Annotated in this window: 14 protein-coding genes; 9 read left to right on the top strand and 5 right to left on the bottom strand. The window is 70.9% G+C overall.

Annotation, left to right across the window (positions count from 1 at the left end):
• The first annotated feature begins 161 nt into the window (after nt 1-161).
• Both purN and purH read left to right on the top strand, forming a co-directional pair.
• Nucleotides 162-818 carry a phosphoribosylglycinamide formyltransferase gene (gene purN / locus OG972_RS16775; RefSeq protein ID WP_266982409.1) on the top strand — a complete coding sequence of 219 codons (657 nt, stop codon included), beginning with the start codon at nt 162-164 and terminating at the stop codon, nt 816-818.
• Nucleotides 805-2,358 carry a bifunctional phosphoribosylaminoimidazolecarboxamide formyltransferase/IMP cyclohydrolase gene (gene purH, locus OG972_RS16770; protein ID WP_266982407.1) on the top strand — a complete coding sequence of 518 codons (1,554 nt, stop codon included), beginning with the start codon at nt 805-807 and terminating at the stop codon, nt 2,356-2,358. Before purN ends, purH begins: the two co-directional genes overlap by 14 nt.
• A 240-nt stretch (nt 2,359-2,598) precedes the next feature.
• Here purH and OG972_RS16765 read toward each other — a convergent pair whose 3' ends face one another.
• Together OG972_RS16765 and OG972_RS16760 are read right to left on the bottom strand one after the other, a co-directional pair.
• On the bottom strand, nt 2,599-3,174 hold the full coding sequence (locus OG972_RS16765; protein ID WP_266982405.1) for a hypothetical protein: 576 nt from the start codon (nt 3,172-3,174) through the stop codon (nt 2,599-2,601).
• Between the two features lie 134 nt (nt 3,175-3,308).
• Complete coding sequence (locus OG972_RS16760) at nt 3,309-3,899, bottom strand: hypothetical protein (protein ID WP_266982403.1); 591 nt, start codon at nt 3,897-3,899, stop codon at nt 3,309-3,311.
• A 238-nt stretch (nt 3,900-4,137) separates the two neighbouring features.
• Between OG972_RS16760 and OG972_RS16755 the strand changes: the two genes are divergently transcribed.
• From OG972_RS16755 to OG972_RS16730, 6 genes are all read left to right on the top strand, one after another.
• Nucleotides 4,138-5,016, top strand: coding sequence for a bifunctional methylenetetrahydrofolate dehydrogenase/methenyltetrahydrofolate cyclohydrolase (locus OG972_RS16755; protein ID WP_266982401.1), 879 nt, complete (start codon nt 4,138-4,140; stop codon nt 5,014-5,016).
• 31 nt (nt 5,017-5,047) lie between these two features.
• Nucleotides 5,048-5,860: a DUF3017 domain-containing protein gene (locus OG972_RS16750; RefSeq protein WP_266982399.1), complete on the top strand. Its 813-nt coding sequence runs from the start codon at nt 5,048-5,050 to the stop codon at nt 5,858-5,860.
• Nucleotides 5,861-6,020: 160 nt separating this feature from the next.
• Nucleotides 6,021-7,241 carry an NADP-dependent isocitrate dehydrogenase gene (locus OG972_RS16745; RefSeq protein ID WP_266982397.1) on the top strand — a complete coding sequence of 407 codons (1,221 nt, stop codon included), beginning with the start codon at nt 6,021-6,023 and terminating at the stop codon, nt 7,239-7,241.
• Nucleotides 7,242-7,702: 461 nt separating this feature from the next.
• On the top strand, nt 7,703-8,749 hold the full coding sequence (locus OG972_RS16740; protein ID WP_266982395.1) for an XRE family transcriptional regulator: 1,047 nt from the start codon (nt 7,703-7,705) through the stop codon (nt 8,747-8,749).
• A gap of 182 nt (nt 8,750-8,931) precedes the next feature.
• Complete coding sequence (locus OG972_RS16735) at nt 8,932-9,921, top strand: malate dehydrogenase (RefSeq protein ID WP_266982393.1); 990 nt, start codon at nt 8,932-8,934, stop codon at nt 9,919-9,921.
• Between the two features lie 149 nt (nt 9,922-10,070).
• Nucleotides 10,071-11,471 carry a radical SAM protein gene (locus OG972_RS16730; RefSeq protein ID WP_266982391.1) on the top strand — a complete coding sequence of 467 codons (1,401 nt, stop codon included), beginning with the start codon at nt 10,071-10,073 and terminating at the stop codon, nt 11,469-11,471.
• Nucleotides 11,472-11,487: 16 nt separating this feature from the next.
• Here the strand turns inward: OG972_RS16730 and OG972_RS16725 are convergent, their stop codons facing one another.
• Both OG972_RS16725 and OG972_RS16720 read right to left on the bottom strand, forming a co-directional pair.
• Nucleotides 11,488-12,216, bottom strand: coding sequence for an isocitrate lyase/phosphoenolpyruvate mutase family protein (locus OG972_RS16725; RefSeq protein WP_266982390.1), 729 nt, complete (start codon nt 12,214-12,216; stop codon nt 11,488-11,490).
• A gap of 70 nt (nt 12,217-12,286) precedes the next feature.
• Nucleotides 12,287-12,799 (bottom strand): carboxymuconolactone decarboxylase family protein, encoded by a 513-nt coding sequence (locus OG972_RS16720; RefSeq protein WP_266982388.1) that lies wholly within the window; start codon nt 12,797-12,799, stop codon nt 12,287-12,289.
• A 47-nt stretch (nt 12,800-12,846) separates the two neighbouring features.
• Here OG972_RS16720 and OG972_RS16715 point away from each other — a divergent pair, with 47 nt between their 5' ends.
• On the top strand, nt 12,847-14,250 hold the full coding sequence (locus OG972_RS16715) for a PLP-dependent aminotransferase family protein (protein ID WP_266982386.1): 1,404 nt from the start codon (nt 12,847-12,849) through the stop codon (nt 14,248-14,250).
• A 31-nt stretch (nt 14,251-14,281) separates the two neighbouring features.
• On the opposite strand, the gene OG972_RS16710 is transcribed toward OG972_RS16715, so the two are convergent.
• Nucleotides 14,282-15,136, bottom strand: coding sequence for a hypothetical protein (locus tag OG972_RS16710; protein ID WP_266990536.1), 855 nt, complete (start codon nt 15,134-15,136; stop codon nt 14,282-14,284).
• Nucleotides 15,137-15,243 lie beyond the last annotated feature (107 nt).

The raw sequence follows: 15,243 nt of genomic DNA, 5'->3' as shown, positions 1-15,243 counted from the left end.
CCGTCCCGTGGGGGTCCCCCGATGTGCCGGTATCGTTGCTGACGGTCGACTCCTTCGTAGAGTTCCCCGTATTGAGGGGAGCGATTCTTTCGTACGACCGTACAAATAGCGTCGCTCTGCTTCACCACGCGAGGCTTCACCACGCGAGAAAGGGCCCAGCCGTGGCCTCCCCGCCCTCCTCCGCCGCCCCGGCCCGCCTGGTCGTGCTGGTCTCCGGCTCGGGTACGAACCTCCAAGCCCTGCTCGACGCGATCGGTGACGACCCTGCGGGTTTCGGAGCCCAGGTCGTCGCGGTCGGTGCCGACCGCGACAACATCGTCGGTCTGGAACGGGCGGAGCTCGCCGGGCTGCCGACCTTCGTCTGCAAGGTCAAGGACTACGGCACCCGCGAGGAGTGGGACGCGGCGCTCGCCGCGGCCACCGCAGCGCACCGCCCGGACCTCGTGGTGTCCGCGGGCTTCATGAAGATCGTGGGCAAGCGGTTCCTCGCCGAGTTCGGCGGCCGGTTCGTCAACACCCACCCCGCCCTGCTCCCCAGCTTTCCCGGTGCCCACGGGGTGCGTGACGCCCTCGCGTACGGCGCGAAGGTCACCGGGTGCACCGTCCACTTCGTCGACGACGGTGTCGACACCGGTCCGATCATCGCGCAGGGCGTGGTCGAAGTGACCGAAGAGGACACGCCGGAGGGCGAAGCCGCTCTCCACGAACGCATCAAGGAAGTCGAGCGCAAGCTGCTCGTCGAGGTCGTGGGGCGGCTCGCCCGTAACGGCTATCGCATTGAGGGACGAAAGGTTCATCTCGGTCATGTCGGTGAATAAGCCCATCCGCCGCGCCCTGGTCAGTGTCTACGACAAGACGGGGCTCGAAGACCTCGCCCGCGGTCTGCACGAGGCGGGCGTCGAACTCGTCTCCACCGGTTCGACCGCCGGGAAAATCGCCGCTGCCGGTGTGCCGGTCACCAAGGTCGAGGAGCTCACCGGCTTCCCCGAGTGCCTCGACGGCCGCGTGAAGACGCTGCACCCGCGCGTCCACGCCGGCATCCTCGCCGACCTGCGCCTGGACGCCCACCGCGAGCAGCTCGCCGAGCTGGGTGTCGAGCCCTTCGACCTCGTCGTCGTCAACCTGTACCCGTTCAAGGAGACCGTCGCTTCCGGTGCCTCCGCCGACGAGTGCGTGGAGCAGATCGACATCGGCGGCCCGTCGATGGTCCGCGCCGCCGCCAAGAACCACCCGTCCGTGGCCGTCGTCACCAGCCCCGAGCGGTACGCCGACGTGCTTGCCGCGGTCGAGGCGGGTGGCTTCGACCTGACCACGCGCAAGCGGCTGGCCGCCGAGGCGTTCCAGCACACCGCCGCGTACGACGTGGCCGTCGCCTCCTGGTTCGCGGACGACTACGCCGCCGCCGACGACTCGGGCTTCCCCGACTTCTTCGGTACGACGTACGGGCGCAGCAACGTCCTGCGGTACGGCGAGAACCCGCACCAGCCCGCCGCGCTCTACACCTCCGGCTCCGGCGGCCTGGCCGAGGCGGAGCAGCTGCACGGCAAGGAGATGTCGTACAACAACTACACGGACACCGACGCCGCGCGCCGGGCCGCGTACGACCACGCCGAGCCGTGCGTCGCGATCATCAAGCACGCGAACCCGTGCGGCATCGCGATCGCCGACGACGTCGCCGAGGCGCACCGCAACGCGCACGCCTGCGACCCGCTGTCGGCCTTCGGCGGCGTCATCGCCGTCAACCGTCCGGTGACCGTCGCCATGGCCGAGCAGGTCGCGGAGATCTTCACCGAGGTCATCGTCGCCCCGGCGTACGAGGACGGCGCGGTCGAGATCCTCACCCGCAAGAAGAACATCCGCGTGCTGCGCTGCCCCGACGCCCCGAGCTCCGAGGTCGAGGTCAAGCCGATCGACGGCGGCGCGCTGCTTCAGGTCACCGACCGGCTCCAGGCCGACGGCGACAACCCGGCCAACTGGACCCTCGCCACCGGTGAGGCGCTCTCCGCGGACGAGCTCGCCGAGCTCGCCTTCGCCTGGAAGGCCTGCCGCGCGGTCAAGTCCAACGCCATCCTGCTCGCCAAGGGCGGTGCCTCGGTCGGCGTCGGAATGGGCCAGGTCAACCGCGTCGACTCCGCGAAGCTCGCCGTCGAGCGGGCGGGCGAGGAGCGGGCGCGCGGCGCGTACGCCGCCTCGGACGCGTTCTTCCCGTTCCCGGACGGCCTGGAGATCCTTACCGCGGCCGGCATCAAGGCCGTGGCCCAGCCCGGCGGTTCGGTCCGTGACGAGCTGGTCGTCGAGGCCGCGAGGAAGGCGGGCGTGACGATGTACTTCACGGGTACGCGGCACTTCTTCCACTGAGCGGTCCGAACGCCGAGGGCGTCTCCCGGAGCAGGTCTCCGGGCGGCGCCCCTTGCGCTGCCCCGGCGAAGAGGCGCGTGCGGCGCGGGTCAGGTCGGCGGTCCGAACTGTCCGGCGGGGCCCGTACGACCCGGGGCGCCGGTCGGGGGCGCAGAAATGGCCGAAGGCCGTAACCCACGCGGGTTACGGCCTTCGGCCATGTGCCACTGTGCGCCGAGTCGACCGCAGCGGTCGCTCGGCTCAGGCGCGCGGGCGCTGGAACCAGGCGGCGCCGTCCGACTTCGCCACGAAGACGATGATCAGAACGCCGAGCGCGATGGTGACGATGCCCAGCGGCAGCTGGAAGATGCCACCGAGGCAGATGAACGCGCCGTAGACGATGGTGCAGACGCGGGTGGCGTTGCCGCCGGACTTCATCTTGAGCGCCAGCGCGATGGAGAGTCCGGCGAAGATCAGGGCGAGCACGGCGATGAACGCCAGGATGCCCTTGCCGAAGTTCTCGATCGTCTGGGTGTCAGCCGCCGTGGTGCCGGCATTGTCGACCGCGTCGGAGACGGCGCTCATGCCCGCGAACGCGATGATGGCGGCGATGATCTGGAAGGCGGCAACCACCCACAGCATCACCCGTGCTGCCTTCACGCCTCCCGGCATCTCGACCGGTGCGCCCGGGAAGCCGTAACCGGGCTGGACGGGCGGGGCCTGCGGGTAGCCGTAACCCTGCTGCGGCACGCCCTGCGGGGCCTGCTGGGGGTAGCCGTAGCCCGGCTGCCCGCCCTGCGGCTGGCCATAGGGGTTGTTCGGGTCGCCGTTGCTCATGGCGAAATTCCTCCGTTGCAAAATGTGCGGGGACGACGCGGTCCGCGCGGAGGAATGGTGCATGATCAGAACGACCTGTCCCCCCGACACTGCCCGCGGTGCTGCGAGGGCGGGCCGACAGGCCCGCGGCCGGATCAGTACTGCGGCTGCTGCTGGCGGTTGAACCAGGCGTTGCCGTCGGCCCTCGCGACGAAGACGATGATCAGCACGGCGAGAACCGTGTGGACGAGACCGAAGATGACGAACGGGTAGATACCGAGAATCGCGGTGATCGCACCGAAGATGATCGCCGTGATGCGGATGCCATTGGTCCCCTTGCCGAACTTCACGGCCAGGAATACGGCAAGGACGCCCCACAGCACTGCGAAGGCCACGACGCCCCACAGGGCATTGCCGGAGTAGTCGGCAAGCTGCTGGAACTGAACGTCGTCCTTGAGCGTCGCGTCGTTCTTGGCGGCCTGCACGGCCGCAGCGGCGATCGCGAAGATGACCGCGCCGATGACCTGCAGGCCAGTGATCACGTAGAGCATGACCCGGGCCGCCTTCACGCCGCCCGGCATCTCGGTGGGCACACCGGGGAAGCCATAGCCGCCCTGCACCGGCGGGGCCTGCGGGTAGCCGTAACCCTGCTGCGGCACGCCCTGCGGGGCCTGCTGGGGGTAGCCGTAGCCCGGCTGCCCGCCCTGCGGCTGGCCATAGGGGTTGTTCGGGTCGCCGTTGCTCATGGCGAAATTCCTCCGTTGCAAAATGTGCGGGGACGACGCGGTCCGCGCGGAGGAATGGTGCGCAATCAGAACGGCCTGTCCCCCCGACACTGCCCGCGGTGCTGCGCGGCTCATCGTGGTCTTGACATCAGCTTTTTGTCCAGTCAGTAGCCGTATGTGTTGTGCAAGCGCAATCTGATGGCCACCGGCGACACCCAGAATTGGTATGCGGGCGGGGTCATCCGCGAGGATGGGAACCATGACTGCCCAGATTCTCGATGGCAAGACCACCGCAGCCGCGATCAAGTCCGATCTGACCGTCCGCGTGGCGGCCCTCAAGGCGCAGGGCATCACCCCTGGCCTGGGAACCCTGCTCGTCGGGGACGACCCGGGCAGCCGGTGGTACGTGAACGGCAAGCACCGCGACTGCGCGCAGGTCGGCATCGGCTCCATCCAGCGCGAACTCCCCGACACCGCCACCCAGGAGGAGATCGAGGACGTCGTACGGGAGCTCAACGCGAACCCCGACTGCACGGGTTACATCGTGCAGCTTCCCCTTCCCAAGGGCATCGACACCAACCGTGTCCTGGAACTGATGGATCCGGCCAAGGACGCCGATGGTCTGCACCCGATGAACCTCGGCCGCCTCGTACTGAACGAGACGGGTCCGCTGCCGTGCACCCCGCAGGGCGTCGTCCAGCTGCTCCGCCACCATGGTGTGGAGATCAACGGAGCGCACGTCGTGGTCGTCGGCCGCGGTGTCACCATCGGCCGCTCGATCCCGCTGCTGCTGACCCGTAAGTCCGAGAACGCCACCGTCACCCAGTGCCACACCGGTACGCGTGACCTCTCCGCCCAGCTCAAGCAGGCCGACATCATCGTCGCCGCTGCGGGTGTACCGCACATCATCAAGCCCGAGGACGTGAAGCCGGGCGCGGCCGTGCTCGACGTCGGCGTCAGCCGGGACGAGCACGGCAAGATCGTCGGCGATGTGCACCCCGGTGTGGCCGACGTCGCCGCGTGGATCTCCCCGAACCCGGGCGGTGTGGGCCCGATGACCCGCGCCCAGCTGCTCGTCAACGTGGTCGAGGCGGCCGAGCGCGATGCGGCTGCCGCGTCTTCCGGCTCCGCCGGCTGACCTGATGCTGACCTGATCCGGAAGGAACCCCATGGGTGCTGGTACGAGTCCTGGTACGAGTCCGGCCGATCCGGCCGCCGCGGCGGACCGGACGATTCCGACGCCGCCGGGTGAGGGAGTGACTGCGGTGGAGGCCTCCGGCGGGGCGGCATCGGGCGACGGTGCCCGGCCGGCCCGGGGTGCGGACGTGCGGCGGGGCGGCGACTCGGGAACCGGGCCGGAGGACGGTCCCGGCGCGGACGCGGGCCCGGCTTCCGGCGCCGATGCGGGCTCGGCACCCGGTTCCGGCGCGGATGCCGGCGCGGGCGGCGACTTCGACGGCGGTGCGCGCGGCTCCGGCGGCGGCGAGCCGGACAGCGGAGCCGAGGGCGAGGGCTCCGACGGCAACGGCTCGGACCGGGGCCCGGACGACGCCGTCTCCGCCCCCGCGCCCGATGGTGCCCCGCGCCGGTCGCGGCGGTTCCCGTCGTTCACCCGGGACACCGCCCGCCCCGAGGGCGGCGGCCGGGCCGCCTCCGGGGACGCGCCGGCCCCGGCCCGTCAGTGGCCGCTGCTGGCCGTGCTCTGCACGGCCGGGGTCGGACTGCTGATCGTCGCCCTGAACCCCTTCGCCGAGGCCTTCCGGATCGGCACGATACTGATCGGCGCTGCCCTCGTCGGGGGCGCCGTGCTGCGCTGCGTCGTCCCCTCGGTGGGCATGCTCGCGGTCCGTTCCCGCTTCACGGACCTGGTGACGTACGGGCTCCTGGGCGTCCTGATCGTGATGCTCGCACTTGTGGCGCAGCCCAAGCCATGGCTCGACATCCCCTTTCTGGAGCACGCGGTCCGGTTCACGATCCGCTGACATCGCCGCCCGTCCGGCCCCGCCGCGGCCCCCTCGCACCCGACCGGTGCGAGGGGGCCGCGGTTCTGTGCAGGGGAGAAAGCCGCCACCATGTATCTCGATGTCGAGTATCTTGGCATCGAGATAAATCCTCGAAGCGTGAGAGGGATGTGTCCGCTCCATGGCCAAGATCAAGGTAGCCAGCCCCGTCGTCGAGCTCGACGGCGACGAGATGACCCGCATCATCTGGTCCTTCATCAAGGACCGGCTGATCCTGCCGTACCTCGATATCGAGCTGAAGTACTTCGACCTGGGCATCGAGCACCGGGACGCCACCGACGACCGGGTGACGGTCGACGCCGCCCACGCCATCAAGAAGTACGGCGTCGGCATCAAGTGCGCCACGATCACGCCGGACAGGGAGCGGGTCGAGGAGTTCGGGCTCAAGGCGATGTACCGCTCGCCGAACGGCACCATCCGCAACATCCTCGGCGGCGTCGTCTTCCGCGAGCCGGTCATCATGCAGAACGTGCCGCGGCTCGTCCCGGGCTGGACCAAGCCCGTTGTCGTCGGACGGCACGCCTTCGGCGACCAGTACCGCGCCACCGAACTGAACATCCCCGGCCCGGGGACCCTCACCATGACCTACACGCCGAAGGACGGCTCCGAGCCCGTCGAGGTCGAGGTCCACGAGTACCCGGGTGCCGGTGTCGCGCTGTCGATGTACAACCACGACGAGGCGATCCGCGACTTCGCGCGTGCCTCGTTCCGCTATGGACTGGCGCGCGCCTACCCGGTGTACCTGTCGACGAAGAACACCGTCCTCACGACGTACGACGGCCGCTTCAAGGACATCTTCCAGGAAGTCTTCGACACCGAGTTCGGTGCGGACTTCGCGGAGGCGGGTCTCACCTACGAGCACCGCCTGATCGACGACATGGTCGCCTCGGCGCTCAAGTGGGAGGGCGGCTATGTCTGGGCCTGCAAGAACTACGACGGCGATGTCCAGTCCGACGTCGTCGCGCAGGGGTTCGGCTCGCTCGGCCTGATGACTTCGGTGCTGACGTCCCCCGACGGCAGGACCGTCGAGGCGGAGGCCGCGCACGGCACGGTCACCCGTCATTACCGCCGGCACCGGCGCGGCGAGGCGACGTCGACCAACCCGATCGCGTCGATCTTCGCCTGGACCCGCGGACTCGCCCACCGAGGCAGACTGGACGGCACGCCCGAGGTGGTCGCGTTCGCCGAAGCGCTGGAGCGGGTCTGCGTCGAGACCGTGGAAGGCGGTCGGATGACGAAGGACCTGGCGCGGCTGATCTCCGCGGACGCCCCGTGGCTGACCACGGAGGAGTTTCTGGACGTGCTCGATGTGAACCTGCAGAAGAAGATCGCGTCGCTCTGATGGCCTCGCCCCGACTGCCCGCACGCTGATCTGTGGTGTCCGTCCCCTCCCCCGAGAAGGGACGGACACCCGAGGCCGGAGCCCACCGGAGCACAGATGTCCCCGGAGCGTGGCGACTTGAGCGGCCCTGCCCCGACCTGACGTCAGCTTTGTCGACGGAGTGTCAGGGATCAAGGGAGGTCAGGGGCCTGTGGCACGGAAGTGACCATTCCGCCACGGTGTGATCGCTGCGCAACGGTGGCGGTCCGGCGCGACGGAGCACCACGGAAGGGGGCGCGCGAGGGCGCTCGCCGACCCCCGGAATGCCACCGTGCGCCACCTCTCCCGGAACTGGCAGCCTGCCTCCGGGCATCCTTCTGGGTAGTCCGGAACGGTGACCGCCGTATCGGGGCAGGGGGAACGACAGGGCGACGGAAGGGCGGGGCACGCCAAGCACGTTCGGGGGAACGGAGGGGGGAACAATGCCTCGTTGGAAGGCATTACCGGATGAACTCGACCCGCAGGTGAGGGAGTTTGCGGGCCAGCTGCGCAGGCTCATCGACCGCACCGGGCTGAGTGTCGCAGCGGTGGCCGACCGCACGGGCTACAGCAAGACGTCGTGGGAGCGCTATCTGAACGGGCGGTTGCTCGCGCCCGAAGGGGCGATCGTCGCTCTGGCCGAGGTCACGGGCACCGACCAGGCGCATCTGGCCACCATGTGGGAGTTGGCGGAGCGGGCCTGGAGCCGCTCCGAGATGCGCCACGACCTGACGATGGAAGGCATCCGGGTCGCGCAGGCGCGTGCGGCGCTCGGCGAGTTCGGGCCGAACCCGTTGGGCGACGACAGGAGCCGCCGCTTCGGCGGCCGGACCACCGGCACGGCCGTGGACGAGGGTGAAGGCGCGGGTGCGGGCGGCGGGGGCCGCCCGCCATCCGTACCGATCCAGCATGGGAACGCACCACGGGCGCCGGAGTCGGAGAACCGGCCGCGCCGGCCCGACGGCGCCCGGAGGGAGCCGGCCGACCGCCGCAGGCTGACCCTGTTGGTCACCGGTGTGGTGGGCGCACTGCTGGTGCTGGCCGCCGCGGTACTCCTGACCCGTCCGGGCGGCGACGACAACGGGGGGAAGGCCGCGGCCGACCCGTCGTCCGCATCGTCGACGACCGGTGCGTCCGCACCGCCCGCCGGGGTCGGGTGCAGCGGCGCCGACTGCACGGGCCGGGACCCGGAGGGCATGGGGTGCGGCGGCCGGTCCGCGCGTACGGTCTCCAGCGCCACGGTCGGCGGAAGCCTCGTCGAGGTGCGCTACAGCAGGACGTGTGGCGCGGCGTGGGCCCGCATCACCGATGCCGTCCGGGGGGACACGGTACGGATCACCGCGGGCGCTGCCGCGCGGCAGGACGGCACGGTCGACGCCGACGCGGACGCGTACACCCCAATGGTCGCAGTGAAGAAGGCCGCCGACGCCAGGGCATGCGCGACCCTCGCCTCCGGTACGAAGGGGTGCACCACCGCCGCCGCCGAGTGAGAACGGGCGGGGTTCGGTGAGCGGTGAGTGACCGGCTGTGTGCGGTGCCACAGGGGGCCGGGCGGCCGGGAGGTCCCGGGTCGGATAGCCTGATCGCTGGATATCTCTTCACATCAAGATTCAGGGGATATCCAGCACCAGGGGCAGGGACCCCCACCGCCAGCTGTCTAACGGAGATCGCCATGACCCGCACTCCCGTGAATGTCACCGTGACCGGCGCAGCCGGCCAGATCGGCTACGCGCTGCTCTTCCGCATCGCCTCCGGCCACCTGCTCGGCCCGGACGTGCCGGTCAACCTGCGCCTCCTGGAGATCCCGCAGGGGCTGAAGGCCGCCGAGGGCACCGCGATGGAGCTCGACGACTGCGCCTTCCCGCTGCTGCGCAACATCGAGATCACGGACGACGCCAACGTCGGCTTCGCCGGTGCGAACGTCGCCCTGCTCGTTGGCGCCCGCCCGCGCACGAAGGGCATGGAGCGCGGCGACCTGCTCTCCGCCAACGGCGGCATCTTCAAGCCGCAGGGCAAGGCCATCAACGACAACGCCGCGGACGACATCAAGGTCCTCGTCGTCGGCAACCCGGCCAACACCAACGCGCTCATCGCGCAGGCCGCCGCCCCGGACGTACCGGCCGAGCGCTTCACCGCGATGACCCGCCTGGACCACAACCGCGCGATCTCGCAGCTGGCCGCCAAGACCGGTGCCGCCGTCTCCGACATCAGGAAGCTGACGATCTGGGGCAACCACTCGGCGACCCAGTACCCGGACATCTTCCACGCGGAGATCGCCGGCAAGAACGCCGCCGAGCTCGTCAACGACGAGGCGTGGCTGGCCGACACCTTCATCCCGACCGTCGCCAAGCGCGGCGCCGCGATCATCGAGGCCCGCGGCGCGTCCTCGGCCGCCTCGGCCGCCAACGCCGCCATCGACCACGTGTACACCTGGGTCAACGGCACCGCCGCCGGCGACTGGACCTCGATGGGTATCCCGTCGGACGGCTCCTACGGTGTGCCCGAGGGCCTCATCTCGTCCTTCCCGGTCACCACGAAGGACGGCAAGTACGAGATCGTCCAGGGCCTGGACATCAACGAGTTCTCCCGCGCGCGCATCGACGCGTCGGTGCAGGAGCTCACCGAGGAGCGCGACGCGGTCCGCGAGCTCGGCCTGATCTGACCGTCGGATCCGGTCGTTCCCGATCCGGCCCGTACGTCCTTCGCGTACCTCACCGCCCCCGGCAGCCGTTGCTGCCGGGGGCGGCCGTGTATGCGGACCCGTACGCCCCGCCCGGGAACTGATCGCGCCCCGACCGGGTCTGTGTGGTCATGCGTGTGACGATGATTCTTCCGGCCCTGACCGAGGCGACCAGCCCGCTCTTCCGGCCCATCAAGTACTCGCTCTTCCCGCCGCTCGGCCTGGCGACCCTCGCCGGCTACCTGGACCCGGACGACGAGGTGACGCTCCTCGACGAACATGTCGAGCGGGTCGACATCGAGGCGCTCGACAGCCCCGACCTGCTCGTCGTCCAGCCGTACATCACTTCCGCCCGGCGCGGCTACGAGATAGCCGACCACTTCCGCGCCCGTGGCGTGCACGTCGCCATGGGCGGCCTGCACGTGACCTCGCTCCCCGACGAGGCGTCGGAGCACGCCGACACGATTTTCACCGGGCCGGGGGAGGACACCTGGCCCCTCTTCCTGAAGGAGTTCCGGGACGGTGTGCCGGGCCGCCGCTACGACTCCACACTGCGCACGCTGGCCGGACTGCCCCCTGTGCGAAGGGATCTGATCAAGCGCCACCTGTATCTGGTGCCCAACTCGATCGTCGTCTCGCGCGGCTGCCCGCACCACTGCGACTTCTGCTACAAGGACGCCTTCTTCGAGGGCGGCAAGTCCTTCTACACCCAGGCCGTGGACGACGCCCTCGCCGAGATCGAGCGGCTGCCCGGCCGCCATCTGTATTTCCTCGACGACCATCTGCTCGGAAACCGGCGCTTCGCGGAGGCGCTCTTCGACGGGATGGCCGGCATGGGGAGGCTCTGGCAGGCGGCCGGAACCGTCAAGTCCGTACTCCAGCCGGATCTGCTGGAACGGGCCGTCGACGCGGGACTGCGCAGCCTGTTCGTCGGCTTCGAGACCGTCAACAGCGCCAATCTCGCCGAGCGCCGCAAGGACCAGAACATCGGCAAGGACTACGCCGCCGCCGTCCGCCGGCTCCACGACACCGGTGTCATGGTCAACGCCAGCTTCGTCTTCGGACTCGACCACGACGGGCCGGACGTCTTCGACCGTACGGTGGAGTGGGCCGTCGAGCAGGGCATCGAGACGGCCACCTTCCACATCATGACGCCGTACCCGTCCACCGGTCTGTGGAAGCAGATGGAGGCCGAGGACCGGATCGTCCATCGGGACTGGGACCTCTACGACACCCGCCATGTCGTGTACCGGCCGACGGGGATGACTCCGCGTCAGCTGGAGGACGGCTACTGGCGCGCCTACCGGGACTTCTACCGGTGGTCCAACATCTGGCGCGGCGCGTCCGCCCAGCCGGGCACGCACGAGCGGCTGCGGCACCTGGCGTACGCCGGCGGCTGGAAGAAGTTCGAACCCGCCTGGGACGCCCTGATCCGCTCCCGCAACGTGGTGCGGGCCATGCCCATGCTGGAGCGGACCCTGGCGGCCTTCGGCGGACGACAGGCCACGGCCGGCTCGCCCGACTCGCGGTGATGCGCCGCCCGGCCGGCTAGCCGGCGTGCAGCCGGTCGGCCATCTCCCGCACGGCTGCCATGGCCCGGCGCTGCAGGCCGGGGCCGAAGGTGATGCGCGTGGCGCCCAGCTCGCCGAGCCGGCGCGGGGTCGGGCCGTCCGGCAGCGCCAGTGCGTTGAGCGGGGCCGCGATGGCGGCGGCCAGGCGGGGAAGGGACTCGGGCGGCGCGGCGATCGGGTAGACGCAGTCCGCGCCGGCCGCCGCGTACAGCCGGGCGCGGGCGATCGTCTCCGCCTCCGGGTCCGTGCCGTCCGGGACGCCGCGTACGTACGTATCGACGCGGGCGTTGACGAAGAGGTCCTCGCCCGCCACCGCCCGTACCTCCGCCAGCCGGTCCGCCTGCCGCTGCGGGTCGAGGAGGACACCGTCCGCGGAGTCCTCCAGATTGCAGCCGACCGCTCCGGTGGCCAGAAGACGCTCCACGAGCTCCTTCGGCGGCAGTCCGTAACCGGCCTCGATGTCCGCCGACACGGGTACGGGGACGGCGCGCACGATCCGGGCGACGGCCGCGAACATCTCGGCGGCGGGCGTCGCCCCGTCCTCGTACCCGAGCGAGGCCGCGACCCCGGCGCTCGGGGTGGCGAGCGCCGGGAAGCCCGCGTCGGCGAAGACGCGGGCGCTCGCGGCGTCCCACGGGCCGGGGAGGACCAGCGGATCGCCGGGGGCGCGGCCGTGGTGCAGCGCGCGGAGGACGGACACAGTCATCGCGGGGCTCCTGGGGTGGGGTGAGCTGACGGACCGGGGCGCGGCCCGGACCGGATCTGCCGGATCCGGGTCAGTGCTTGCTGGCGCCCGGGGTGTAGTGACCCGGGACCATCCGGGTGGTCACACCGAACCGGTTCCAGGCGTTGATCACCGTGATGGCGGCGATCAGCTGGGCGAGCTCGGCCTCCTCGAAGTGCTTCGCGGCCTTCTCGTACACCTCGTCCGGCACGAAACCGTCGGTCAGGACCGTCACGGCATCCGTCAGTTCGATCGCCGCGATCTCCTTCTCCGTGTAGAAGTGCTGCGACTCCTCCCACGCACTGAGCTGAACGATCCGCTCGACGGACTCGCCCGCCGCGAGCGCGTCCTTGGTGTGCATGTCGAGGCAGAACGCACAGTGGTTCAGCTGCGAGGCGCGGACCTTCACCAGTTCGGCGAGGACCGGGTCGAGGCCCTTACGGGACGCGGCGTCCAGCCGGACCATGGCCTTGTAGACATCGGGGGCGAGCTGGGCCCAGTGCAGGCGGGCGCTGTGCTCGGGGGCGTGGTCGGAGCTCGGGTGGGAGTGCTCGTTCGTGGTCATGGGTACGACGCTACGGGGTGGATGGCGCACGGGTATGGTCCATTTCCATGACGGATTCCTGGGCCACTTTCGGAGCCGACCTGCACATCGACCCGACCGGTGCGGCAGGGCTGCGGGCCGGGCTGATGGACGCGCTGCGGGAGGCCGTACGGACCGGGCGGCTGGCACCCGGTACCCGGTTGCCGTCCTCCCGCACCCTCGCCGCGGACCTGGGTATCGCCCGGAACACCGTCGCCGACGCCTACGCCGAACTGGTCGCCGAGGGGTGGCTCACCGCCCGGCAGGGCTCCGGTACGAGGGTCGCGCAGCGGGCCGAACCGCGTCCGGTGGCCACGACGGCGCCGCGTTCCAGGCCGGTGCGCCGACGGCCCGCGTACAGCCTGATGCCCGGCTCGCCGGATCTCTCCACGTTCCCGCGCGCCGACTGGCTCAAGGCGGCCCGGCGCGCCCTGACCGCCGCGCCCAACGACGCCTTCGGATACGGCGATCCGCACGGACGCATCGAGCTGCGCACCGTACTGGCCGGTTATCTGGCGCGGGCGCGCGGCGTGTACGCGGACCCGGAGCGGATCGTGATCTGTTCCGGCTTCGTCCATGGCCTGATGCTGATGGGGAAGGTGCTGCGGCAGCGACGGGTGCGCGAGGTGGCCGTCGAGTCGTACGGACTGGACATGCACTGGAAGCTGCTCGCTGACGCCGGACTGCGCACCCCCTGCCTGCCGCTCGACGGACTCGGCTCCCGGACCGGGGAACTGGCCGGGATGCGCGGGGTGGGCGCGGTCCTGATGACGCCCGCGCACCAGTTCCCCACGGGGGTCCCGCTCCATCCGGACCGGCGGGCCGCGGCGGTCGACTGGGCGCGGGGCACGGGCGGGCTGATCCTGGAGGACGACTACGACGGGGAGTTCCGCTACGACCGGCAGCCGGTCGGCGCCCTCCAGGGCCTCGACCCGGAACGGGTCGTCTACCTGGGGACGTCCAGCAAGTCCCTGGCGCCGGGGTTGCGGCTGGCCTGGATGGTGCTGCCGCCGGGGCTGGTGGGGGAGGTGACCGAGGCCAAGGGGCAGGTCGACTGGGTGTCGAGCACGCTGGACCAGCTGACGCTCGCGGAGTTCATCGAGTCCGGTGCCTACGACCGCCACGTGCGCTCCATGCGGCTGCGCTACCGGCGCCGCCGCGACCAGCTCGTCGCGGCGCTCGCCGAACATGCCCCCGCGCTCCGCGTCAGCGGGATCGCCGCGGGTCTGCACGCCGTGGTCGAACTTCCGGAGGGCACCGAGCGGGCGGTGATCCAGGCCGCCGCCTGGCAGGGCCTGGCACTGGAGGGCCTGGCGCGCTTCCGGCACACGGACGCGGAGGCGGGCAGCGACGCCCTGGTCATCAGCTACGGGGCGCCGACCGACAGCGCCTGGGCAGGAACGCTGGAGGCGCTCTGCCGGGTGCTCCCGTAGGGACGGGGAGAGCGCACCGGCGCAGTACGCCCTACCGTGCGCCCGGGACGGCCGGCCCGGGGGTGTCCGCCGGGGCCTCGCCGAACCGGGTCAGCGCCAGCGCGCCCGCGACCGCCACCGCGAATCCGGTGACCGCCAGCCAGCCGAGACCCTCCCGCGTACGGTCCCCGAGCCAGACGACGCCCACCAGCGCCGGGCCGATCGTCTCGCCGATCACCATGCCGGCCGTCGCCGTCGTCACCGAGCCCCGCTGCAGCGCGGACGTGAGCAGCAGGAACGCCGCACCTCCGCCCAACAGCAGCGCATACGTCGCCGGGTTGGCGACCAGCGCGGACGGCGAGATGTCGTCGATCAGCCGCACAGCGACCTCGACCACCCCGAAACCGCACCCTGCCCCCAGCCCCAGCACCAGTGCGCGCGGCTTCTCCGGCAGCCGCCCGGCCGCCGCGCCGATCAGCAGGACACCCAGTGCGATACCGAGCATCCACCAGCGCAGGGCGGTCGAGCCGGTCCGGTCGCCCTCGCCGCCGGAGGCGAGCCCCAGCATGGCGAGACCCGCGCAGACCACGCCGACGGCGGCCCACTCGGTACGGCTCAGCCGCACGTGCAGCAGGCGCGCGGCGACCACGGCTGTCACCGCGAGACTTGCGGCGAGGGCGGCGCCCACCGCATAGATCGGCAGGGAGCGCAGGGCGATGATCTGGAGGACGAAACCGCAGCTGTCGAGAGCGAGTCCGGCCATGTAGCGCCACTGCCGCACGGCACGCAGCAACAGCGCCGGATCGACCCCCGCACCGGACCCCGGCCCGGCGGCGGCCCGCGCGGCTACGGCCTGGAGGACGGAGGCCGTACCGAAGCAGACCGCGGATCCGAGCGCGCAGATCATCCCGAAGAGCACATGGGGACTCTACGTGGGGGTCCCGGCCCACCGGGTTCCGGCCGAATCCAGCAGCCCTCTAATCTGACGAACGTTCCTATGGCGTGAACCGGACA

This window comes from Streptomyces sp. NBC_01669 (assembly GCF_026339735.1).
Lineage (GTDB): Bacteria > Actinomycetota > Actinomycetes > Streptomycetales > Streptomycetaceae > Streptomyces > Streptomyces yanii.
This window is presented reverse-complemented; position numbering and strand designations above follow the sequence as displayed.